Origin of the sequence: Thermobifida halotolerans (assembly GCF_003574835.2) — a bacterium.
GTDB classification, from domain to species: domain Bacteria; phylum Actinomycetota; class Actinomycetes; order Streptosporangiales; family Streptosporangiaceae; genus Thermobifida; species Thermobifida halotolerans.
Genome location: NZ_CP063196.1, coordinates 2,408,518 through 2,431,056, shown reverse-complemented (window position 1 = coordinate 2,431,056; position 22,539 = coordinate 2,408,518). Strand labels below are relative to the sequence as shown.

Genomic DNA, 22,539 nt, shown 5'->3' with positions numbered 1-22,539 from the left:
GAGGTCCGATGCCCCGAGTACACCGCAGCGACCTGGTGCTTCCCGACTACGAGAACCTGCCGCTGGGCACCCTGCAGCACCGCATCCGCTCGCTGTCGGAGGAGCAGTTGCGCGAGCTCGTCGCCTACGAGGAGGCGCACGCCCAGCGCACACCGGTGCTGGAACTGCTGAACCAGCGGATCAGGAGTCTGCAGGAGGGAGGGCGGCCGTCGTCCGGTGACCAGTCGGCGACCCCGGAGACGGCCCCGCCCGCGTCGGGCGGCTCCCCGGTCGGGGAGGCCAGCCAGAGTCCGTCCAGCAACCCGCCGCCGCACGGGGTGCCCGCCCAGCCCGCCAGGCCCAAGGGCGACCGGCAGCCCTGACCGGAGACCGAGGAGGAAGACGTCATGCCGCAACCGGGAAGCCACAAGTACGACACCGAGCGCGCCCGTCGGCGCAAGCGGCTGGAGAACGAGGGGACAGCCAACGACCAGGGCGCAGGCGAGCAGGCCAACCGGGAACTCCGCGAGGAGGGCCGGGAGCCGCGGCTGCGCACCGAGCGCGGCCTGGGCCCCAAGGGGGAGCGCGGAAGCAGCCGGTGAGCCGCCGGTGACGGGGGCGCAGCGGCCCCCGTCACCCCGCGACCCCGGGTCGGACGTCACCGCTGTCGGATACCGTCAGCGGTGTCCCTGTTGCTCCGACCACTGGGGAGGTGCCTCGATGGCTTCCGGTGAACCGTTCCGCACGGCGGTGCTCGAAGGGGTGCTGGAGCGCATCACCTACGCCAACGAGGAGACCGGCTACACCGTGGCCCGCGTGGACACCGGGCGCGGCGGCGACCTGGTCACCGCGGTCGGCTCGCTGCTGGGCGCCCATCCCGGCGAGTCGCTGCGCATGGAGGGGCGCTGGACCTCCCACCCCCAGTACGGGCGGCAGTTCCAGGTGGACAACTACACGACGGTGCTGCCCGCGACCGTGCAGGGCATCCGCCGCTACCTGGGCTCGGGGCTGGTCAAGGGGGTGGGGCCGCGGCTGGCCGAGCACATCGTCAACCACTTCGGCGACCAGGCGCTCGACGTCATCGAGCACACCCCCGAACGGCTCATGGAGGTGCCCAAGCTCGGCCCCAAGCGCACGAAGATCATCACCGAGGCGTGGGAGGAGCAGAAAGCCATCAAGGAGGTGATGGTCTTCCTCCAGGGCATCGAGGTCTCCACGTCACTGGCGGTGCGCATCTACAAGAAGTACGGCGACGACTCGATCCGGGTGGTGCGCGAGGAGCCCTACTCGCTGGCCGCCGACGTGTGGGGCATCGGGTTCAAGACCGCCGACTCCATCGCCCGCGCGGTCGGCATCCCGCACGACAGCCCGCAGCGCGTCAAGGCCGGAATCCAGTTCACCCTGTCGGAGTCCACGGGCAACGGCCACTGCTTTCTGCCCGAGGAGACGCTGATCAGCGAGGCTGTCAAGATCCTGCAGGTCGACTCGGCCCTGGTGATCGACTGCCTGGCCGAACTCGTCGCCGAGGAGGGGGTGGTGCGCGAGAAGCTGCCCGACCGCGACGGCGAGACGGTGACGGGCGTCTACCTGGTTCCGTTCCACCGCGCCGAGACGTCGCTGGCCAACCAGTTGCGCGCCCTGCTGGACGCCCCCGAGGACCGCCTGGGCGCCTTCGCCGACGTGGACTGGGACCGGGCGCTGTCCTGGCTGCGCGAGCGCACCGGCGCCGAGCTGGCTCCCGCCCAGGAGCGGGCGGTCCGGCTCGCACTGACCCGCAAGGTCGCGGTTCTCACCGGCGGCCCGGGCTGCGGCAAGTCCTTCACCGTCGCCTCCGTCATCACCCTGGCCGCGGCCAAACGCGCCAGGATCGTCCTGGCCGCCCCCACCGGGCGCGCGGCCAAGCGGTTGACCGAGCTGACCGGGCACGAGGCCTCCACCGTGCACCGGCTGCTGGAGCTCAGACCCGGCGGCGACGCCTCCTACGACCGGGACCGCCCCCTCGACTGCGACCTGCTCGTGGTCGACGAGGCGTCCATGCTCGACCTGCTGCTGGCCAACAAGCTGGCCAAGGCCGTCCCTCCCGGCGCGCACCTCCTGTTCGTCGGCGACGTCGACCAGCTTCCCTCGGTGGGCGCCGGACAGGTGCTGCGCGACCTGCTGGCCGACGGCTCTCCCGTGCCCAGCGTCCGCCTCACCCAGGTGTTCCGCCAGGCCGCCCAGTCCGGTGTGGTCACCAACGCGCACCGCGTCAACACCGGCAAGCCCGTCGAACTGGCGGGGATGTCGGACTTCTTCCTCTTTCCCTGCGAGGACGCCGAGGCCGCCGCGGAGATGACCGTCGACGTGGTCGCCAACCGCGTTCCCCGCCGCTTCGGTCTCGACCCGCGCCGCGACATCCAGGTCCTGGCCCCCATGCACCGCGGTCCCGCCGGAGCGGGCAACCTCAACGTGCTGCTGCAGGAGGCGCTCACCCCGTCCCGTCCGGGAGCGCCCGAGCGGCGCGTGGGCGGCCGGGTGTTCCGGGTCGGCGACAAGGTGGTGCAGATTCGCAACAACTACGACAAGGGAGCCAACGGGGTGTTCAACGGCACCCTGGGCAACGTCACCGCCATCGACCCGGTCGAGCAGGCGCTGACGGTCCTCACCGACGAAAGCGAGGAGGTCGGCTACGACTTCGCCGAACTCGACGAGCTGACCCACGCCTACGCGCTGACCGTGCACCGCTCCCAGGGCAGCGAGTACCCGTGCGTCGTCATCCCCGTGACCACCAGCGCCTGGATGATGCTGCAGCGCAACCTGCTCTACACCGCCATCACCCGCGCCAAACGGCTGGTGGTCCTGGTCGGGTCGCGCCGGGCCGTCGCCCAGGCGGTGCGCAACACCGCCTCGGGGCGTCGCCACACCGCACTGGACCACCGGCTGGCCGGGTGACTCACGGGGATTCTGTGGTGGGTGCGGGTTCTTCCCGGAGAACCCGGGGCGGTGGTGGGGTCTCGCCGTGGGGGTCGGGCCGAAGTTTCCTGGGCCGGGAGCGGTCCGCGACCTCCCCGCCCCCGACGCCCCACGAGAACCCCACCGGCGAAGCCCGGTCAACCCGGTGGGAAGGCGTGTCCGTCGGCGGGCAGGTCCAGTTCGAACCAGACCACCTTTCCGGTCGTCTTGGCGCTGGCGCCCCACCGCCGGGACAGGCTGCTGACGAGTTGCAGGCCGCGCCCGCCCTCGTCGGTGGTCGACGCCTGACGCAGCACCGGCCGGTGCTGGTCGTCGTCGGTGACCTCGCACAGCAGGATGTCGGTGCGCAGCAGCCGCAGGTCGATCGGCCGGGAGGCGTAGCGGACGGCGTTGGTGACCAGTTCGGTGGCCAGCAGTTCGACCAGGTCGATCAGTGAGGGCAGGCCCCACTCGGTGAGCGTGGTGCGGATGAGGCGGCGCGCCAGCGCGGGGGTGGTGGGGCGCGGCTGCAGCATCCACTGGGCGAAGTCCCCGCTGGGGACACCGCGCAGCCGGGCGAGCAGCAGCGCCACGTCGTCCTCCTGCTCGGGTGTGTGCAGCGCCCGCAGCAGCGTCTCGCACTGGTCGTCCAGCGGCAGGTCGGGGTGGGCGAGGTTGGCGCGCAGCGCGGCCAGCCCGGAGTCGACGTCCCGGTGGCGCGACTCCACCAGTCCGTCGGTGCACAGCACCAGCACCTCGCCGTCGTCCACGGTGAACTCGAACGACTCGAAGGCCACCCCGCCCAGTCCGATCGGCGCGCCGGTGGGCGGGCGCAGGAGCTCGGCGGTGCCGTCGGAGTGCAGCAGGACCGGTGGGACGTGTCCGGCGCTGGCGATCGAGCAGCGGTGGGTGACCGGGTCGTAGACCGCGTAGAGGCAGGTGGCCAGGTAGCCCTCGCCGAGCTGGTGGGCGAGGTCGTCCAGGTGGCGCAGCACGTGGTCGGGCGGCAGGTCCATGGCGGCCAGGGTCTGCACGGCGGTGCGGAACTGGCCCATGACCGCGGCGGAGCGCAGACCGTGGCCCATGACGTCGCCCACCACGAGCGCGACCCGGCTGCCGGGCAGCGGGATCGCGTCGAACCAGTCTCCGCCGACCTGGGCGGTGTGGCTGCTGCTGACGTACCGGTAGGCGATGTCCACGCTGGACAGGCGCGAGGGCAGTGTCGGCAGCATGCTGTGCTGCAGGGCGTCGCCGATGGTGGTCTGGGCCCGGTAGAGGTGGGCGTTGTCCACGCCCAGGCTGGCCTGGGCGGCGAGCTGGCGCGCGGTCAGTACGTCCACCTCGTCGAAGTGCGGATGGCCGGGGCCGCGCATCAGGAGCGCGGCGCCCAGGGTCCGTCCCCGCACCGACAGCGGGACGGCGAGCAGCGGGCAGCCCAGGAGTGTTTCGGGCCGGTCGCCGGTCAGGGCGCGGGCGACCGTCTCGTCCACGTCGCAGACGACGGGGCGCCCGGTGGCCATCGCCCGGTGGGCCGGGTGCGCGGGGTCCGGCGTCCAGGTGCCGTCCTCGGTGGCCAGGACGGCCCAGCGGGCGTCGCCGTCGTGGGTGACCGCGGTCTGCCGCAGGGTACGGGGCAGCGCGTTGGCGGATTCGGGAAGGCCGATGTCGAGCGGGTGGGGCGGCAGCAGGGTGTCGTGGAGGTGCACCGCCGCGAAGTCCGCCAGGAGCGGCACCAGTGCGTCGGCGAACCCGAACGCGCTCTTCTCCGGGTCGAGACTTCCTCCGATCGCCATGGTGGCCTCGTTGAGGAAGTCCAGTCGCTGGCGCAGCAGTGCCCGCTGTTCCCGGTCGTCGCGGGGACTTCCGGCGGCGCGGGCGCGCGTGCCGCCGGTGCTGCGGGTGGTGGGTGAGGCGGTGCGCCTCTGGTCTGTGGGTTCCATCGGTGTGGGCTCTCCGCGTTCGACGAGCGGGGTCTGAGATCTCTCGAAGCTCCTTCCCGAAGAAACGGCGCGGCGGTGCCCGATGAAGATCTTATTCGCTTCCACGGCGTGGTGACCAGGCAGAACGTGTCAGTCGGCGCGTCGGCAGGTCAGGAACAGCTGGACCTCTGGGTAGGCCTGGGAACTGGCTGGGGCGTAGGAGAACGCGTTCTCGTCCTCGACGGTGAATCCGGCGGACTCGACCACGGTGCGCAGTTCGTCGCGCAGGTAGCCGCTGACGTGGACCTGGTTGCCGAGGAAGTGGATGGGGACGTCGTCGATGTCGGCCTCGACCATGGACAGGCAGAACCAGCCGCCGGGTACGAGCGCGCGGTGGATGGCCGCCAGTGCCTCCGGGATCCGGGCGCGCGGCAGGACCAGCAGGGAGAAGAACGCGACCACGGCGTCGTAGCGCTGGTCGGCGTCGAGGTCCATGATGTCGGCCACCGCGAAGTCCGCCTCGGGGACGTTGCGGCGGGCGAGGTCGATCATGGTCGGTGAGATGTCGGTTCCGGTCACCCGGTATCCCGCGGCGGCGAGTTGGCGGCTGGTGGGGACTCCCGTGCCGCAGCCGAGGTCGAGGACCCGGGCGCCTGCCGGGAGTCGGTCGAGGAGACCGCGCACGCACTCGACCTGCCCCTCCTTGTGCGGGAACGCGTCGTCGTAGTGTTCTCCGATGTTGTTGAACGCCGCTGCCAGACTGGCTGCTCGTTCGTCCCACGTCCCCATGCTGGCCGCCCCCGGGTCGCCATTTTCCATGGTTATTTACCTCTTTTTGCCTTATGTCGGAATTTGTGGGTGCTCAGGATCCGACGCGACTATGAAATTGGGCTGAGATCCTACCGTGGTCGTGATCATGTGGCCACGTATTCCACAAATCGGATGTCAGTGCATTTCAGCGTACCGGCGAACAGGATTCGGATCCGGTGGGACGGCGGGGACGGCAGGCGACGAGCGGGGCGGGAGGGCCCGTGAAGCCCCGGGGGAGGGGATTTCCGGTGCGTGGCGCTCCCGAGAGGAATTCCGGGCGGCTCCGGCTCCCGGTGCCGTGTGATCCCGGTCTCGGAGAAGCGGTGAGCAGACCTCCGCCCGTGAGGGCGGGTACCCGGTGCCGGAAGGCCGGGGAAGGGGTTTTCGGACCCCTCTCGCGCCGAGGACGCCTCGGAACTCTCCCCTCGGGGCCGAAGCCGCCGAGAACTCTCTTCCCGGAGCCGGGGCCACACGTTCCCGAGGGGGGCGGAAGAGCACCCCGGAAAGGCGTTCGGGGAGGGGTTCAACCCTCGTAGAGCCAGTCCAGCACGACCGCGGCGGTCCAGGACTGGCTGAGGCTGCCCAGGGGGGCGCCGGTGAGGGGGTGGTAGTACTCGGCGAAGGTGCCGTCGGAGACCAGCCGCAGGGTCTCGGCGCGGATGTCGGCGGCGGTGTCGTACATGCCGCCGCGGCGCATCGCCCAGCTGAACAGCCAGCTGATCACCGGCCACTGCGGGCCCCGCCAGTACTGCTTGGGCATGAACTCGGGGGCCGAGGGGGAGACCGTGGGCGGGGTGGCGACGGCCAGACCGGGGTGCCCCATCCAGTCGGGGCCCTCCAGGGCGGCGACCAGCGCCGTCTGGTCCTCGGGGCTCAGGCCGCCGCACAGCAGCGGGGAGAACCCGGCGATGCTGGGGGTGGTGATCCACTTCTCGGCGCGCACGTCGAAGTCGCGGGCCAGTCCGGTGGCCGGGTCGCGGGTGGCGAGCACCGCGGAGCGCGAGCGCGCGGCCCAGTGACGCAACTGCGCGACCTGCTCCCCCGGCTGTCGGGACTCCTCGCCGAGTTCCGCCAGGACCTCGCAGGAGAGCGCGAACAGCGCGGTCATGAACACGTCGCCGACCAGGAAGCTGCCCGTGCGCACGATCTCGTCGGCGCGGTAGCCGACGCGGCGCATCTCCTCGATCAGCCAGAGGTAGCGGTCGTACTCGTCGTCGGTGGGCCGCTCGCCCTCGTCGCCCACCTTGTCCAGGTCCTTGCGCACGTAGGGGGGCAGGTCCCCGCCCGGCCGCACCGACGCGTAGGCGGAGTCCCAGCGGGGGGAGTTGTCCATGCCGGACTCCCAGCCGTGGGTCACCGCGATCAGCCCGGTGCCCAGGGGGTCGCGGTGGGTGGCCAGCCACCGCTGCCAGGCGAACAGCCGCGGCCAGCTCGTGCGCAGCAGCGACTCGGCGCGGCGGCGGTCCGCGCCGCCGCGCCGCCGTCCGGCGTCCACGATCTTGCGCAGCGCGACGGCGTGCACCGGCGGCTGGCAGATGCCCGACGTGTGCGGCCGCGCGGGCGCGTGCTCGCACACCACCGCGGTCTGCCAGCGGTCGGGGCCGGGGAAGTAGCCGTTCTCGTCGCTGAACACGATGTGCGGGATCATGCCGTCGGCCCACTGTCCGCTCAGCAGGGTCTCCATCTCACGGGCGGCGCGGTCCACGTCCAGTTGGGCCAGGCCCACCATGATGAACGCGGCGTCCCAGCTCCACATGTGCGGGTAGAGGCGCGGTGAGGCCGTCACCATGGTTCCGGTGTCGTTACCGGCCAGCACCCAGGCCGCACCCGAGGCGAGCGCGACGGTTCCCAGGCGGGGGCGCTGGGGCTGGGGCGCGAACAGGCCGACTGAGCCCGTGGTCATGGACGTCTCCAAGAAGCGAAGTGCTGCTGAGTGGAGGTGGTTGGTTCCGATGCTCGCGCGCTTGCTGCGGGTGCGGGGGATGAGCGACGAGTGTGTTAATAAAATGTTACAGGCAGGGTCAGAGGTGGGCATCCCCTTCGGGATTCCCGGCCGCCTCGGCGTCGGTTCTCCACGCGCCCTCGCGCGGAGCTTCCGTGCCGTGTCGACACCTGTGTCCGTTATGCTGTCGCTGTTTTCGCTCCGGTTCGAGCCAACCGACCGGATGTGACCCAAGTCACTTGAATGGCGGAGGGCGGGGGTCGGCATCCGTCTCCGGTGCCGTCGCGGGTCGCCGCAGTACGGAGGGCCGGGAGGCCGGGCGCGCGGCGGACGCGGCTCCCGGCGCGGCCACCGCGGGCCGGGGGGACGGCGCGCCGCCAGGACGCTTTCGTACCGACCGAATCGGCGGTTCCGCGCACGCCTTTTGCCGAGTCGCCGACCGCGCGCGAGGCGCTCGGGGAGCGGCTCAGGTCGAGCGCGGCGCGTACATGATGACCGCGACGCCCAGCAGGCAGATCAGCGCGCCGACGACGTCGAAGCGGTCGGGGCGGTAGCCGTCCACGACCATCCCCCAGGCCAGGGAGCCGGCCACGAACACCCCGCCGTAGGCGGCGAGGATGCGGCCGAAGTGCGCGTCCGGTTGCAGGGTGGCCACGAAGCCGTAGGCGCCCAGTGCGATCACGCCCGCGCCGATCCACGCCAGGCCGCGGTGCTCGCGCACCCCCTGCCAGACCAGCCACGCCCCGCCGATCTCGAACAGCGCCGCCACGGCGAACAGGACGACCGAGAGCAGGACCGGCATGAGGACTCCTCCGGGACGGGGGACGGGGACCGGTCGGCGACCCTACCCGCCCGGGGCCGCGGGGCGACACGACCGCGACCAAGGTCACACCGGCGGCGGGAGCGGGCAGGGTAGGGTCTAAACGCCCGTGCCGTGCGGCGGTGGCACGCAGACGTCCGATCCTCCCATCTCTGTCGGTGCCCGTCCGCCGTGCCCGCGGCCCCGTGTCCGACCACGACGAGGGAGGCCCTCCTGACCCCGCGCGCCGACACCGAAGCGTCGACCGCCCCTTCCCCGACCGCCGCGCCGCCGCGCCGCACCGCCGTCGTCGCCATGTGCGCCGTCGTCCTGGCGCTGAGCGGCCCCGGACAGACCGCGGGGATCTCGATCCTCATCGACCACTTCATCGCCGACCTCGACATCAGCCGGTCCGCGGTCTCCACCGCCTACCTGGTCGGCACGCTCAGCGGCGCGCTGGCGCTGCCCTGGCTGGGCCGGGCGGTCGACCGGTTCGGCGTCCGCCCCGTGCTGGCACTGGTCGCCGTGGCCTTCGGCGCCTTCCTGACCCTGCTGGCCACGGCCCAGGAACTGGTCGGGCTGACCGCCGCGTTCGTCGGCGTGCGCGCGATGGGCCAGGGCGGGATGACGCTGGTGTCCACCACGGCGGTGGCCGTGGCGGTGACCAGGGGGCGCGGCACCGCGCTGGGCGTGACCACCGCCGTGGGGACGGCCGGGATCTCGCTGGTGCCCCTGCTGGGCGAGCGCGCCGTCGCGGAGTTCGGCTGGCGGTGGACCGTGCTCGGCGAGGCGGCGCTGATCTGGGCGGTCGTGCTGCCCATCGCGGCCTGGGGGCTGCGCGGCGTGCGCCACGGCGCCCGGGAGCAGCAGGAGACCGCCGACTCCTCCCCGGACGGGACCGGGGCCGCCGGGACCACGTGGCCGCTGCGCGCGGTCGTGCGCACCTCCATGTTCTGGGTCGTCACCAGCGCGGTCGCCTGCAGCGGGCTGGTGAGCACGGCGGTGTACTTCCACCAGATCGCGCTGCTGGGGGAGCGGGGGCTGAGCACCGCGCAGGCGGCGGCCAACTTCCTGCCGCAGACCGTCGCCGGACTCGCCGCGTCGTTCCTGTTCAGCGCGGCCGCCGACCGGTTCTCCCCCAAGCTGCTCATCTTCTGCTCCATGGCGCTGCAGGCGGGGGCGCTGGCCATGCTGCCGCTGGTCTCGCCCGGGGTCACCGCGGTGCTCTACGGCGTCTCGCTGGGCGCGGCGGCCTCCGGCGCCAGGTCGGTCGAGGCCGTCGCGTTCCCGCACTACTACGGCACCGGTGTCATCGGATCGCTGCGCGGACTCACCCAGTCGGTGGCGGTGGCCTCCACGGCGGTGGCGCCGCTGCTGCTCTCGTTCGGCCGCGACCTGGCCGACTCCTACCTGCCCGCGGTGCTCGCCCTGGCGGTCCTGCCCGCGCTCGTCGCGCTCGCCACGCCCTTCGCCCGCTCCCCCGTGCCCAGAGGGGAGTGAGGGCGCCCGCGCGCCCGCCGCCCGGACCGGCCCCTCGACGACGGCCCCCGTGATCTTCACGGGGGCCGTCGTCGTGTCCGGCGGTCGGGACCGCGCCCCCGCGGTCCGTTCTCGGGGACTTCGTCGCGTTTGGTACTGAACCGTCCGCAGGAGTATTTTGAAAACGATATCCATTATCTATACTGACGACGGAAAGGCCCCGGAGTGCGCCACGCCGACCCCCCGTCCGGGACACTCTGCGACGACCAGCGGGACCACGACCCCGACGACGACGCGGACCGCCCGCCGGACGCCCGGTGGACGGCGACGGCGTGGGCGACCGGGGCCGCGGTCGCCGTCCTCGCGGCGGCCCTGGCCGCGTCGGTGCTCGCGGCGATCGGACTGGGCGCGGCGGTCGTTCCGCCCGAGGACACGGCGCGCTACCTGTGGGCGGCGCTCAGCGGCGGGACGATCGGCGCCGACGAGGCGTCGCGCTACCAGATCATCTGGCAGATCCGCACCCCCCGCGTCCTGCTCGCCGCCGTCGTCGGCGCCGGACTCGGCGCGGTGGGCGTGGCCGTCCAGGCGATGGTGCGCAACGCGGTCGCCGACCCCTTCGTCCTCGGCATCTCCTCCGGCGCCTCCGTGGGCGCGGTCGCCGTCACCGTCTCCGGGGGGCTCGCGGCGTTCGGGATCCACGCGGTCTCGGTGGGCGCCTTCCTCGGCGCGGCGGCGGCCACACTGCTGGTCTACCTGGTGGCCCGCACGCGGACCGGGGTGAGCCCGCTGCGGCTGGTGCTGACCGGCGTGGCGCTGTCGTTCGCCTTCCAGGCGGTCATGAGCGTCATCGTCTACCTCGCGCCCAACAGCGAGGCCACCAGCACGGTGCTGTTCTGGACCATGGGCGGCTTCGGAGCGGCCACCTGGGGCGCGCTGCCGGTGGTCGCGGCCGCCGTCGGCGCGGGCGTCCTCGTCCTGCGCCGCCTCGCCCGCCCGCTCGACGTCATGGCGCTGGGCGACGAGACCGCCGCGAGCCTCGGGGTGGACGCCGACCGGCTGCGCCGCGGCCTGTTCGTCCTGACCTCGGCCATGACCGGGGCGATGGTCGCGGTCAGCGGTGTGATCGGCTTCGTCGGACTGGTGGTCCCCCACGTCGTGCGCATCGTCGCGGGAGCCGGGCACCGGCGCGTGCTCGCCCTCGCCCCCCTGGTCGGCGCGGTCTTCATGGTCTGGGTGGACCTGGTCTCCCGCGTGCTCGCCGCGCCCCGGGAACTGCCCGTCGGCGTCATCACCGCGCTGGTCGGCGTCCCGGTGTTCATCACGCTCATGCGCCGCAGGGCCTACCTGTTCGGAGGCCGGTAGTGGAACTGCGCATCGACCGGTTGTCCGTGGACGTCGACGGTAGCCGGATCGTCCACGACCTGTCGCTGGACGTGCCCGAGGGCCAACTCGTCGGCCTGGTGGGACCCAACGGCTCGGGCAAGTCGACGGTCCTGCGCTGCGTCTACCGGGCGCTGCGGCCCAGCGGGGGAGCGGTGCTGCTGGGCGGGACCGACCTGGCCGACCTGGCCCTGCGGCAGAGCGCCCGGGCGGTGGCCGCGCTGACCCAGGAGAACGGCACCGACCTCGACTTCACCGTCGAGGAGGTCGTCGCGCTCGGCCGCACCCCCCACCTGCGCGGCAACCGGCCGCTCGACGTGCGCGAACGGCGGCTGTGCCGGTGGGCGATGGAGCGCATGGACGTCGCCCACCTGGCCCGCCGCGGAGTCCTGGAGCTGTCCGGGGGAGAGCGCCAGCGGGTGCTGCTGGCCCGCGCCCTCGCCCAGGAGCCCCGGGTGCTCGTCCTGGACGAGCCCACCAACCACCTCGACGTGCGCCACCAGATCGACCTGCTGTCGCTGCTGCGCCGCACCCGGACCACCGTCCTCGTGGTGCTGCACGACCTCAACCTGGCCGCGGCGGCCTGCGACCGCGTCGGGGTGCTCTCCGAAGGGCGCCTGGTCGCCTCGGGCACGCCGCGGGAGGTCCTGACGCCGCCGCTGGTCCGTGAGGTCTTCGGGGTCGACGCGGAGGTGGTCCCCCACCCGCTGACCGGCGCCCCGCAACTGCTCTACACGCTCACCTCCGACACCACAGAGAAGGGGAACCCTTGACCACCAGGCCGAGGACGGGTGCGGACCTGCCGCGCCCGGTGCTGCTCGCCGCCGCCGGAGCCCTCCTGCTCACCGGGTGCGGCGCCCAGATCGAGGCCGCCGGCGAGGCCCGCACCGTCACCGTGCGCCGGTGCGGGGAGGAGGTCGAGTACACCACGCCGCGGCGCGCGGTCGTCTACGAGGGCGGCAGCGCCGACAAGATGTTCGTCCTGGGCCTGACCGACCACGTGCTCGGCTACGTCATGCCCCCGGCCAACCCGCCGGTCGAGGAGTCGCCGTGGGCGGCCGAGTACGCCGAGGTGGAGTTTCTCAGCGACGACCTGCTCAACCGGGAGCTGGTCGTCGACGTCGAGGCCGACTTCGTCGTGGCCGGCTGGAACTCGGGCTTCAGCGACCAGCGCGGCATCACCCCCGAGATCCTCGACGGGCTCGGCATCCAGAGCTTCATGCACACCGAGTCCTGCTACAACTACCCGGGCTTCCCCGAGCGGGTCGAGCCGTTCGAGGCCCTCTACACCGACCTGGAGCGCCTGGGGGCGATCTTCGGCGTGCAGGACCGGGCGGCCGGGGTCGTCGCCGACTTCCGCGAACGGGTCGCGGCGGTGCGCGAGCGGGCACCCGAGGGCGACCCGGTCCCGGTGTTCCTCTACGACTCGGGCACCGACCAGCCCTTCACCGCCGGAAGGCAGGTGCCCCCCAACGACATCATCCGCTTCGCGGGCGGCGAGAACATCTTCGGCGACGTCGACGAACGCTGGTTCCAGGCGGGCTGGGAGGCGGTCGTCGAGGCGCGTCCCGAGGTCATCGTCATCCTCGACTACGGGGACCAGCCCGCCCAGGACAAGATCGACTTCCTGAAGTCCTCGCCGATCACCGCCGACCTGCCCGCGGTGGTCAACGACGCCTTCTTCGTCCTCGACTACAACGAGGGCATCAGCGGGCCGCGCAACGTCGACGGCCTGGAGAAGTTCGCCGACTACCTGCGCGAGTTCCACCAGGACCGCGAGGAGTAGCGCGGCCGGAGCCGGGGCGGCCGACGGGGCCGCCCCGGCGCGCCGGTCAGGCGACCGGGACCGTGCCGGACGGGGTGGTGTCGCCGGGCCACCGGGCCGACTCGGGAGCCGGGGCGCGGCCCCAGTCCATCCGCGACCACGGCAGCGCGAGACGGGACGGATCGGCCGTCTCGCGGGGCGCGAGGGAGTCGATGTCGGGGGCCTCGCGGTGCCGGGCGAACACCGAGTCCACGTACCGGTGGCCGGTGTCGGCGGCGACGAACACCACGGTCCGTTCCGGAGCGCGCCGCAGCTCCCAGCGCGCGGCGAGGTAGGCGGCCCCCGCGGACAGTCCGGCGAAGACCGCGTGCCGCCGCAGCAGGTCCACGCTTCCGGCCAGGGCGGCCCGGAACCCGACCCAGTGCAGGGTGTCGTAGAGGGCGTGGTCGACGTTGCCGAAGGGGATCGAGCTGCCGATCCCGGCGATGATGATCTCGGGGTCGGTGAGGTGCTCGCAGCCGAAGGTGACGCTGCCGAACGGCTGCACGCCGACCAGGACCGTGTCGCGGGAGCGCTCCCGCAGGTAGCGGGCCAGCGCCCCGGTGGACGCCCCCGAGCCGACGCCGCCGACCACGGTCAGCGGGCCGCCGCCGACCCGCTCGGCGACGGTGTCGGCGACGGTGCGGTAGCCCAGGTAGTGGACGCGGTCGTGGTACTGGCGCATCCAGTGGTAGTCGGGGTGGTCGCGCAGGATCTCCCTGATCCTGCGGACCCGGCGGCTCTGGTCGAGCTTCAGGTCCGAGGACGGCTCCATCTGCTCCAGGCGCGCCCCGAGGACCTCCAGTTGGACGCGGAGCGTATGGTCGACGGTCGTGGAGCCGACGATGTGGCAGCGCAGCCCGAACCGGTGGCAGGCCAGCGCGAGGGCGTAGGCGTAGATGCCGCTGGAGCTGTCGATCAGGGTGTCGCCGGGCCGTACCGTGCCCGTGTCGAGCAGGTGGCGCACCGCGGCCAGGGCCGACAGCGCCTTCATCGTCTCAAACCGCAGGCAGACGAGTCCTCCGTCGAGGTTCACCAGGTCCGGTCGGCCGATCGCTTCGCAGATGTGGTCGTCCATGCTCACGCTCCGTCACACCAGAGGGGAATCGGAAGATCCGGGTCACGGGGACGTCGCTGTCCCGCAGGAAGCACACGCACTCGCGCACGCGTTCGGTCAGGTCGGGGGCCGCGGCGTCGAAGAGCACACCGGCGACGTTGCCGCTGTGGGCGACCTGCACCCCGGTGCCGCCGCTGTGCCGGGCGGCCCTCTCCAGCAGGTCGAGCTCGGGTTTGGGGGCGATGCGCTGGTTGCGGCGGGCGCTCTCGGTGCTGACGCGGCCCAGCAGCAGCGGGTCGGCGTCGGCGACCGCCCGCCGCAGCAGCGCGCGCAGGTGCTCGTAGGCGGCCAGGTCAGCCGCACCGTAGGGGTCCGGGGGCAGGGTGAGCGTGTCGACCGGGCGTCCGCCGCCGGTCAGGCAGCCCACGACGACGCCGGGGGGCAGGGCGGGGCCGAGGTCCTCCAGGACGCGTCCCTCGCGCTGGGCGAACAGCACCGGCCGCGCGTCCAGCATGGTCGGGTCGGCGGCGGTCTCGGCGCGCACCGCGATCCGCGCCACCTCCTCCGGCGACAGCTCCACGGCGAAGGCCGCCGCGACCGCGCGGACGGCGGCGATGACGTCGCTGGTGGAGGAGCCCATGCCCAGACCGACGGGGACGCCGCCGCTCAGCCGCAGCCGTCCGCCGCACGCGGGCAGCCCCGAGCGGCGGGCGCACTCCGCGGCCGCCAGCGCCGCGGCCCGGGCGGCCTTGGCGCGCCCCGAGGGGGCGACCGCGATCCGGCGGGCGGGCGTGCCGGGCAGCGGGACGAACACGGCGCGGGTGAGGGGGGCGGCCAGGGGGAGGGTGACCAGTCCCCGGCACGGCTCCTTCCGCCCGTCGGCGAAGACCCCCTGGAGGATCTCGCCGTGGTGGCAGGGGGCCAGGCCGGTCCCGGGGGTCATGCCTCGTGCTCCGCGCGGTAGCGGTAGAGCGTCGTGGTCTCCGCGCTGAACTGGGAGAAGGGGAAGGGCTCGGCGGACAGGGCGGTGACGCCGGAGCCGAGGAAGGCGCGCGCCACGGCGCTGCCGCTCTGGGCGTAGACCACCAGCGGCGTCCCGCGCAGGCGGCAGCGGCGCAGGATCTCGTCGAAGGTGCCGTTGCCCAGGGTCATGCCGGTGGCGACGACGGCGTCGGCGGCGTCGAGGACCTCGTCCATGTCGGCGGTGACGGGGTCGCCCCACCGGGTGGTGCGCAGGTTGAGGTCGCAGGGCAGGCACTCGCCGCCGCGCTCGCGGATCGCCGCGACCAGCGGGTTGACGACGCCGATCAGGGCCACCTTCGCGCCCGGCGGGATGTCGAGGAGCCCGGCGACGGCGGCGTCGCGGGCCAGGGCCCGCTCCTGGGGGGTGCCCGCGGGCAGGGGCACCGCCTCGGCGCGGGGATCGTCGCGGTGGGGGAGGGAGCGGGCCAGGCAGGCGTCGAGGGCGGCCAGGCGCAGCGGGAGCGGGCCCGCGCGCAGCAGGTCGGCGAGGGGGCGGCCGGACGCCTCGGCGCAGACGGCGGCGTCCACCTCGCCGGGTTCGAAGGCGCACGCGCCGAACGCGCGGCCCGCCCGGACCAGGACGTAGTGGTTGAGGTAGGTGGTGTCCCCGTCGGCCAGCCGGGTGCCGTGGTGCAGCCAGAACACGCTGGTGGCGGTGGGCGCGGCCGGACCGGACAGGCCGGACAGGCCGGCGAGCACGCGGTCGGTCAGGGCGGCGACGGTGTTCACGCGCCCTCCCCGCGGGTGAAGCGGAACAGCAGGGTCACCACGCCGTCGCCCCAGTCGTGCCGGTGGCCGATCTCGGGGGCGAGGCCGTGGTCGAGGGCGGCGCCGACGATGCGGCGCAGGTCGGCGGTGTTGGAGACGATGACGAACACCTCGCCGCCGGGGGCCAGCAGGTCCCGTCCGGCGAGTTGGGCGAAGAACGTCTCCAGCAGCGACGCGCCCACGCACACGTTGCGCACGACGTCGGGGTCGTCGCTGACGGGCTGGCTGACGGCGGGCGGGTTGAAGGTGACGACGTCGAGTCGCACTCCGTCGGGGAGGCCGTCGAAGACGTTCCCGACGACGGGGACGAACCTGGTGGCGGGGCGGTCGCCGACGAGGCGGGCGTAGTGGCGCGCGGTCGTGGCGACGCTGTCGGCGTGCACGTCGATGGCGTAGATCTCCCGGGCTCCGCGCAGTCCGGCGGCCACCGCCTCGACGCCCAGGCCGACGCCCATGGCGGCGTAGCGTCGGCCGCGGACGTCGATCCCGCCGTCGAGGACGCGCTGGTGGATCATCCGGCTGGTGGCGCCGGGCAGGAAGACGCCGGGCGGCACGTCGAGGGTCCAGCCGTTCCAGGTGTAGGAGCGGTGGGAGGCCAGGTCGGTCCTGGGCTGGTTGACGGCGATGACGCGGTCGGCGGGCAGGGGAGGGGGGAGCTGGGCGACCAGGGGGTGGTCCACGCGGATCCTCTCGTGTGTGGTTCGCGGATGGGGCCGGGGCGGTGCTCTTCCCGGATTGTCCACGGGATGCCGTATGCGCCTTCTGCCCGGGTTCGGCCGGAGGCGGTCACACTATAAATGAAAACCATTTTCGTCCCTAGCCCCGGCGGTGGAGTTTTCCGGGGCGAGGGTTCAGTATGCGATTGATAATCGTTTTCATTACAGTGGGTGGCCGTTCCCACTCCCGTGTCCGAGGAGATGATGATCCGTGCCCTCCCCACCGCCCACCGCCCTGGCCGCCCCCGCCGCGGAGCGGACGGGTCTGCTGCGCGACACCGCCTTCCTGCGCCTGTGGGCGGGCACCGTCGCGTCCGGACTGGCCACCTGGGCGCTGCCGTTCGTCCTCGGCCTCGCCGTGCTCGACGGCTCCCTCACCGCCGCGGGCCTCGGCCTGGTGCTCGCCGTCCGCACCGCCGGATTCCTCGCCGCGGTCCCCGTCGCCGGGGTCCTGGCCGACCGCTACTCCCGCCGGCGGGTCGTGGGCTGGGCGGGAGCGGCATCGGCGCTGGCCTCCCCGGCCATCGCGCTCGGCCTGGACGGGTCCGTCGCCGTCATGGCCGCCGCCGCGGCCGTGGTCGGCGTCGGGCAGGGCGCCTGCCGCCCCGCCTTCCAGGCCCTCACCCGCGAGGTCGTCGACGAACCGCGCCGCCAGCAGGCCAACGCCGCCATGACGCTGGCCGTGCGGGTCACCACCCTGCTGGGGCCGGGCCTGACCGCGCTGCTCGCCACCGTCACCGGGACCGTGCCCCTGCTGGTCGGCACCGGCCTGCTCTGGCTGGCCGCGGCGGCGCTCCCACCCCGGGGCGCCGCCGCGCCGACGGCGCCGCCGCGACGGGACCCCTTCCACACCGAGTTCCTCGACGGCCTGCGGGAGGCGCGCCGCCACCCCTGGTTCCTCGCGGGACTGGGCGCGCTCACCGCCGTCATCGCCACCGGCTACTCGGCGACCGGGGTCCTGCTCCCCGAGGCCAGCAGGGAGCACTACGGAACGGAGGCGGTGCTGGCCGCGGCGCTGACCGGCTACACCGCCGGGGCGCTCGCGGGGGCGCTGCTCATGGCGCGCTGGAGGCCCCGCGCCCAGGGGTGGGCCGCGCTGGCCGGACTCGCCTGCTACGGGTTCGCGCCGCTGAGCCTGCTGGCCCCCGCGCATCCCGCGGTGGTGGTCGCCGCCTACGTCGTGGCGGGGGTGGGGGTCGAACTGTTCAACGTCCCGTGGTTCACCGCCGCGCAGCGCGAGGTCGACCCGAGCCGCCTCGCCCGGGTCTCCTCGCTGGACTTCCTGCTGTCCTACGGGCTCGCCCCGGTGGGACTCGCCCTCATCGCCCCCGCCGCCGACGCCCTGGGCGCGCCGACCGTTCTGGGCGTCTGCGCCCTCGTGTGCTTCCTGGCGCCCGCGGCCGCCGCGCTCGCCCCCGGGGCCCGGCACTTCTCCCGCAGGCCACCCGCCCAGGGCGGCCGGGAGTGAGGGCGCCTTCGCGCCGAGTCCGGGAACGGCGGCGCGGCCACGCCGCCGGACCGGCGCGGCACCTCGGCCGCCGCCGGCCGGGACCGAGGACGTCGTCTCGGAACCGGCGGTGAGCGGCGGCCGCAGTGCGTCGCGCGGCTCGGCTCCGCCGCGCGCGTGTCGGCGGTCCCGGACAGCTCGCCGATCCCCGCGCCGACAGCGGGCAGGCGGACTCGGACTCGGAGGCGACCGGGCCGTCCGGCAGGGCGGCGCCCGGTTCCCCGTGCGCGGGGACCGGGAGGCGGTGCGGCGGCTCCGGAGCACGGATCCCCCGAGGGGTGGCGGCCCGGTTCGGGCGGGCAGGGAAGCGGACCGCGTCCACGCCGAGAACGTGGGCCGTACCGCGCATCCGCCCTGCTCACGAGGGGTATCCCCATGATGGGATGTTTCGGGGCGGTAGCATCGTGCGTGTGAGGGCCGGTGAGGAGCGGCAGGAGCGGACGGACGCGGCGTCGACGCGGCCGACCGCCGCCCTGCCCGAGGACGTCACCTGGCGGGTGCACCTCGACCGCGCCATGTGGGTGGCGGGGGTGCGCGCCCTCATGCTCCAGGCGCTGCACCCGGTGGCCATGCAGGGCGTGTGGCAGCGCTCCGACTTCCGGACCGACCCCACCGGCCGCCTGCTGCGCACCGCCGACTACGTCGCCGTCACCACCTACGGCAGCCCCGCCGAGGTCGAACAGGTCGCCGCCCGGGTGCGCCGGGTGCACGCGAGGCTGTCCTTCACCGACCCGGCCACCGGACGGCGGCACCGCGTCGACGAGGCCGACCTGCTGCTGTGGGTGCACTGCGCCGAGGTCACCTCCTACCTGGAGGTGGTGACCCGCGCGGGGCTGCGGCTCAGCCGCGCCGAGGCCGACCGCTACCTCGCCGAGCAGGCCCGCACCGCCGCCCACGTCGGACTCGACCCCGCCGACGTGCCCGCCTCGGTCGACCAGATGCGCCGCTACCTCGCCGCCGCCCGGCCCGCGCTGCGGGCCGGGCCCGAGGCCGTGGCGGCGGCGCGCTACCTGATGTGGCCCGCCCTGCCCGACCGGCTCGCCTGGCTGCGGCCGCTCAAGCCGCTGTGGCTGCCCGTGGGCGCGCTCGCCTACCACACGCTGCCCGACTGGGCCCGCCGCGACTACCGCCTGCTGCCCGAACCCCCGGGAACACAGGTGGCCGTCACCGCGGCCCTGGGCGCGCTGCGCGCCGCGCTGCACGCCGTGCCGACCCCGCTGTACAACCTGCTGTTCGACGAGGTCACCGTGCGCCGCGCCGAGGCCGCCGACCGCCGCCTCGCCGCGGCCGGATACGACGTCAGCCGCGGCCTGCCCGGACTGCGCGACCCCGCGTCCTGGCCACCGGCCGAGATCCGCGCCGCCTGGAGCGCCGACCCCGCCTCCTGACCCCCGCTTCCTCGACGAATACGTGCCCGGGAAGCCGAATCAGCACGGACCGCTCGGGTAGTGCCCGCCCCATGGGAAGTCTCGCCGGGGAGGGCGGAGATGACGTACACCAACCGGACGGACGCGGGACGGCGGCTCGCCACGGAGGCGGCACAGCGGCTGGACGGCGACGACGTCGTCGTCCTCGGCCTGCCGCGCGGCGGCGTTCCCGTGGCCTACGAACTCGCCACCGCGCTCGCCGCGCCGCTGGACGTGATCGTGGTCCGCAAGATCGGCGTGCCGTTCCAACCGGAGCTGGCGATGGGCGCGATCGGGGAGGACCGCGCCCGCGTCGTCGACGCGCGCGTCATGTCCATGGCCGGGGCCGACGAACGCGACTTCGCCGCCGTGGAGGAGCGCGAACGGCAGGAACTGGAGCGCCGGGTACGCCAGTTCCGGGGAGACCGGCCGCGGATGCCGCTGCGCGGCCGCACCGCCGTGGTCGTCGACGACGGGATCGCCACCGGCTCCACGGCGCGCGCCGCCTGCCAGGTCGCCCGCCACCTGGGAGCGCGCCGGGTGGTGGTGGCCACCCCGGTGGGCGCGCCCGACGCGGTCGAACGGCTGGAACAGGAGGCCGACGAGGTGATCTGCCCGCAGACACCGGACGACTTCTCCTCCATCGGCCAGTGGTACACCGACTTCACCCAGACCTCCGACCTGGAGGTCACCGAACTGCTGGCGCGCGCCGCGGTGCGCCCCCGCACCGAGCACGCGCCGCCGAGCGGCGGGGTGGACGAGGAGGTCGAGATCCAGGCCGGTCCCATCCGGCTGCCGGGGCACCTGACCGTGCCGGAGCAGGCCGTGGGGGTCGTGGTGTTCGCGCACGGCAGCGGCAGCGGACGGCACTCGCCGCGCAACCGCGAGGTCGCCGAGGCGCTGAACCGGGGCGGACTCGGCACCCTGCTGTTCGACCTGCTCAGCGAGGCCGAGGCCGAGAACCGGGACAACGTGTTCGACATCGGCCTGCTGGCCGGACGGCTCGCCGTGGCGGCCGAGTGGGTGCGCGAACGCCCCGAGACGGCGAAGCTGCCGGTCGGCTACTTCGGCGCGAGCACCGGGGCCGCGGCGGCGCTGGCGGCGGCGGCCGAACCGCGCAGCGACGTCCAGGCCGTGGTGTCCCGGGGCGGACGCCCCGACCTGGCGGGGGAGGCCCTGGAGTCGGTGCGCGCCGCCACCCTGCTCATCGTCGGCGGCGACGACCCGCACGTGCTCGACCTCAACCGGCAGGCCCAGGCGCGGCTGCGCTGCGAGCACCGGCTCACCGTGATTCCCGGGGCCACCCACCTGTTCGAGGAGCCGGGCGCGCTGACCACCGTGGCGGAGCTGGCTCGCGACTGGTTCACCGGCCACCTGGCCCGGGCCCCGCGCCCGGTGCGGGGCTGAACGACGCGGAGGAGATGAGAACCGTGGTCCGCGACCGCTGGCGCAACGCGCCGCGCCGCAGACGGCGCTACGTCGTGCTGATGGCGGTGTGCCTGCTCCTGTTCGCGCTGGCCGTCCCGGTGGGGATGCTCGCGGGCGTGGAGTGGGCCATCGCGCTGTGCGTGGTCGCGGCGGTCATCCCGCCGGTGGCGGTGTTCATCGCCAACTCCCCCGACCCCGACGACCCGAGGGAACGCGAGGCCAGGTTCGGCCCGAACGTGCGCCGACGGCGGTGACCTCGACACCGGCGGGCCTCCTGCGGGAGGTGACCCGGCCGGGGCGAGGCCGTGCCTGTTCGGCGACCGCCGTGTCCTCACGAGGGCACGGCGGTCGCCTCGATGCGCTCCAGGACGGCGACGAGCGCGTCGAGGTCGGCCTCGCCGAACAGGTCCTCGGGGCCGTTGGGGGCCAGCGAGGTGAACGGCGACTCGTACAGCGCGCCCACGTCCAGCGTCCCGTTGCCCTCCAGGTAGCCGATCATGGTCTCGACGAACCGGGCCTGCGCGGCACCGAGGGAGCGGCCCTGGCGGAAGGCGGCGAAGGCCGCCTCGACCGCGTCGCGGTCCAGCCCGAGCAGGACGCGCACCAGACGGCCGAGGCCGCCGCCGTGCTCCCGCTGTGCCCGCCGCAGCTCTTCTGCGGTGCAGACCTCGGCGGCCGAGGCCGCCCGCGCTCGACGAGGCGGGTCTTCACCTCGGCGTCGCCCAGCGGATTGGCCAGCCGCTGTCGTGGTCCCGCCCCAGCGGGGCGGGACCCAATCCCCGCATACACGGGGAGCATGGCCACGCGGTGCCGTGGTGGCGGTTCAACGTCGGACCATCCCCGCGTGTGCGGGGATCACCACCTGCTTGTGCTGCCGCTGTCGCTGATGCGGGGGCACGGGGGGACGGGGCGGTAGCGTCCGTCGCTCACTCTGTTGACAACCGAAGTTTCTCGCGCCTGGCGGGCAAGGCACGATGCCAGTCTGGTGATCAGAGGGTGGGCCAGGCGCTTCCTGCCAGGTCGTGGTCGAGGGTGAACCAGACGCGGCGGAAGGCTTGGCGGCCGTCGTCGCCCCAGGTGGTGGCCAGGGCGTCGAGGAGGGCCAGGCCGTGGCCGCCCTCGCGGTCGGGGTCGATCGGCAGCGGGGCCAGGTACTCGGGGTCGCGGATGGGACGGATGCGGCCGTCGCCGGAGTCGGAGCAGGTCAGCTTCATGTGGGTGGGGGTGCGCACCACGTGCAGGGTGAAGGTGCCGCCCGGTTGGCCGGAGTTGGTGTGCTGAATGGCGTTGGTGGCCAGTTCCACGCCGAGCAGGCGGAAGAGGTAGGCGTAGTCGGGGTCACGTCCGGCCGCGCAGGTGGTGAGGAAGGCGTGGACCAGGGGCAGGAAGGCCGTCTCGCCTCGGAACTCGAAGGAGCGGCACCGGTAGTGCACGGGTTTGGCGGTGGTGTCGAAGTAGTGCTCCTTGCCGGGCGGGATCACCAGTCCCAACGGGACAGTGACGGAGGGTAGCGGGGGTGGTGCGAGTAGCGGCATGCAGACTCCTCGGAGTGGTTGTGACTGTGCGGTAAGGGGCGTCCGCGAAACAGTCC

20 protein-coding genes and 1 pseudogene are annotated in these 22,539 nt (G+C 73.7%); 11 read left to right on the top strand and 10 right to left on the bottom strand.

Annotated features, from left to right (window positions below):
- Positions 1-8 precede the first annotated feature (8 nt).
- The 3 genes from NI17_RS10890 (at position 9) to recD2 (ending at position 2,910) form a co-directional block, all read left to right on the top strand.
- Positions 9-362 (top strand): DUF8129 domain-containing protein, encoded by a 354-nt coding sequence (locus NI17_RS10890; protein WP_068690917.1) that lies wholly within the window; start codon positions 9-11, stop codon positions 360-362.
- 24 nt (positions 363-386) lie between these two features.
- Positions 387-581, top strand: coding sequence for a hypothetical protein (locus NI17_RS10885; protein WP_068690919.1), 195 nt, complete (start codon positions 387-389; stop codon positions 579-581).
- Between the two features lie 118 nt (positions 582-699).
- Positions 700-2,910 (top strand): SF1B family DNA helicase RecD2, encoded by a 2,211-nt coding sequence (recD2, locus tag NI17_RS10880; protein WP_068690921.1) that lies wholly within the window; start codon positions 700-702, stop codon positions 2,908-2,910.
- Between the two features lie 158 nt (positions 2,911-3,068).
- On the opposite strand, the gene NI17_RS10875 is transcribed toward recD2, so the two are convergent.
- The 4 genes from NI17_RS10875 to NI17_RS10860 all read right to left on the bottom strand — a co-directional run bounded on the left by NI17_RS10875 (position 3,069) and on the right by NI17_RS10860 (position 8,383).
- Positions 3,069-4,850, bottom strand: a complete 1,782-nt coding sequence (locus NI17_RS10875) for an ATP-binding SpoIIE family protein phosphatase (RefSeq protein ID WP_068690923.1) — start codon at positions 4,848-4,850, stop codon at positions 3,069-3,071.
- Positions 4,851-4,979: 129 nt separating this feature from the next.
- Positions 4,980-5,648 (bottom strand): class I SAM-dependent DNA methyltransferase, encoded by a 669-nt coding sequence (locus NI17_RS10870; RefSeq protein ID WP_068690926.1) that lies wholly within the window; start codon positions 5,646-5,648, stop codon positions 4,980-4,982.
- 514 nt (positions 5,649-6,162) lie between these two features.
- The gene (gene ggh, locus NI17_RS10865; protein WP_119267608.1) at positions 6,163-7,542 is read right to left on the bottom strand and encodes a glucosylglycerate hydrolase; all 1,380 of its coding nucleotides are present in this window, start codon (positions 7,540-7,542) and stop codon (positions 6,163-6,165) included.
- 505 nt (positions 7,543-8,047) lie between these two features.
- On the bottom strand, positions 8,048-8,383 hold the full coding sequence (locus tag NI17_RS10860) for a YnfA family protein (protein WP_068690930.1): 336 nt from the start codon (positions 8,381-8,383) through the stop codon (positions 8,048-8,050).
- A gap of 189 nt (positions 8,384-8,572) precedes the next feature.
- Between NI17_RS10860 and NI17_RS10855 the strand changes: the two genes are divergently transcribed.
- The 4 genes from NI17_RS10855 to NI17_RS10840 all read left to right on the top strand — a co-directional run bounded on the left by NI17_RS10855 (position 8,573) and on the right by NI17_RS10840 (position 13,025).
- A complete protein-coding gene (locus tag NI17_RS10855; protein WP_243597684.1) occupies positions 8,573-9,880 on the top strand; it encodes an MFS transporter in 1,308 nt (435 codons plus the stop codon).
- 204 nt (positions 9,881-10,084) lie between these two features.
- The gene (locus NI17_RS10850) at positions 10,085-11,221 is read left to right on the top strand and encodes a FecCD family ABC transporter permease (RefSeq protein ID WP_084012578.1); all 1,137 of its coding nucleotides are present in this window, start codon (positions 10,085-10,087) and stop codon (positions 11,219-11,221) included.
- Entirely contained in the window at positions 11,221-12,012 is a 792-nt protein-coding gene (locus NI17_RS10845) for an ABC transporter ATP-binding protein (protein ID WP_068690932.1), read from the top strand. Before NI17_RS10850 ends, NI17_RS10845 begins: the two co-directional genes overlap by 1 nt.
- On the top strand, positions 12,009-13,025 hold the full coding sequence (locus NI17_RS10840) for an ABC transporter substrate-binding protein (protein WP_068690935.1): 1,017 nt from the start codon (positions 12,009-12,011) through the stop codon (positions 13,023-13,025). The genes NI17_RS10845 and NI17_RS10840 overlap by 4 nt, the downstream gene beginning before the upstream one ends.
- A gap of 46 nt (positions 13,026-13,071) precedes the next feature.
- On the opposite strand, the gene NI17_RS10835 is transcribed toward NI17_RS10840, so the two are convergent.
- The 4 genes from NI17_RS10835 to NI17_RS10820 are packed head-to-tail and all read right to left on the bottom strand — an operon-like array spanning position 13,072 to position 16,571.
- Positions 13,072-14,121 (bottom strand): pyridoxal-phosphate dependent enzyme, encoded by a 1,050-nt coding sequence (locus tag NI17_RS10835; RefSeq protein ID WP_068690937.1) that lies wholly within the window; start codon positions 14,119-14,121, stop codon positions 13,072-13,074.
- Positions 14,042-15,043 carry a GHMP family kinase ATP-binding protein gene (locus NI17_RS10830; protein WP_243597683.1) on the bottom strand — a complete coding sequence of 334 codons (1,002 nt, stop codon included), beginning with the start codon at positions 15,041-15,043 and terminating at the stop codon, positions 14,042-14,044. The genes NI17_RS10835 and NI17_RS10830 overlap by 80 nt, the downstream gene beginning before the upstream one ends.
- Complete coding sequence (locus NI17_RS10825) at positions 15,040-15,822, bottom strand: Rossmann-like domain-containing protein (protein ID WP_068691031.1); 783 nt, start codon at positions 15,820-15,822, stop codon at positions 15,040-15,042. The genes NI17_RS10830 and NI17_RS10825 overlap by 4 nt, the downstream gene beginning before the upstream one ends.
- A gap of 26 nt (positions 15,823-15,848) precedes the next feature.
- Positions 15,849-16,571, bottom strand: coding sequence for a class I SAM-dependent methyltransferase (locus NI17_RS10820; protein WP_068690939.1), 723 nt, complete (start codon positions 16,569-16,571; stop codon positions 15,849-15,851).
- A 247-nt stretch (positions 16,572-16,818) separates the two neighbouring features.
- Here NI17_RS10820 and NI17_RS10815 point away from each other — a divergent pair, with 247 nt between their 5' ends.
- The 4 genes from NI17_RS10815 to NI17_RS10800 all read left to right on the top strand — a co-directional run bounded on the left by NI17_RS10815 (position 16,819) and on the right by NI17_RS10800 (position 21,202).
- Positions 16,819-18,075 carry an MFS transporter gene (locus tag NI17_RS10815; RefSeq protein WP_369974866.1) on the top strand — a complete coding sequence of 419 codons (1,257 nt, stop codon included), beginning with the start codon at positions 16,819-16,821 and terminating at the stop codon, positions 18,073-18,075.
- 554 nt (positions 18,076-18,629) lie between these two features.
- On the top strand, positions 18,630-19,502 hold the full coding sequence (locus NI17_RS10810; RefSeq protein WP_243597711.1) for an oxygenase MpaB family protein: 873 nt from the start codon (positions 18,630-18,632) through the stop codon (positions 19,500-19,502).
- Positions 19,503-19,601: 99 nt separating this feature from the next.
- Complete coding sequence (locus NI17_RS10805) at positions 19,602-20,927, top strand: phosphoribosyltransferase family protein (RefSeq protein WP_068690942.1); 1,326 nt, start codon at positions 19,602-19,604, stop codon at positions 20,925-20,927.
- Between the two features lie 14 nt (positions 20,928-20,941).
- Positions 20,942-21,202, top strand: coding sequence for a DUF3099 domain-containing protein (locus tag NI17_RS10800; protein ID WP_068690944.1), 261 nt, complete (start codon positions 20,942-20,944; stop codon positions 21,200-21,202).
- A 77-nt stretch (positions 21,203-21,279) separates the two neighbouring features.
- On the opposite strand, the pseudogene NI17_RS10795 reads toward NI17_RS10800, so the two are convergent.
- Both NI17_RS10795 and NI17_RS10790 read right to left on the bottom strand, forming a co-directional pair.
- Positions 21,280-21,600: pseudogene (locus tag NI17_RS10795) on the bottom strand (type I restriction-modification enzyme R subunit C-terminal domain-containing protein); the annotation flags it as partial.
- 337 nt (positions 21,601-21,937) lie between these two features.
- Positions 21,938-22,483 (bottom strand): ATP-binding protein, encoded by a 546-nt coding sequence (locus tag NI17_RS10790; protein WP_068690950.1) that lies wholly within the window; start codon positions 22,481-22,483, stop codon positions 21,938-21,940.
- Positions 22,484-22,539 lie beyond the last annotated feature (56 nt).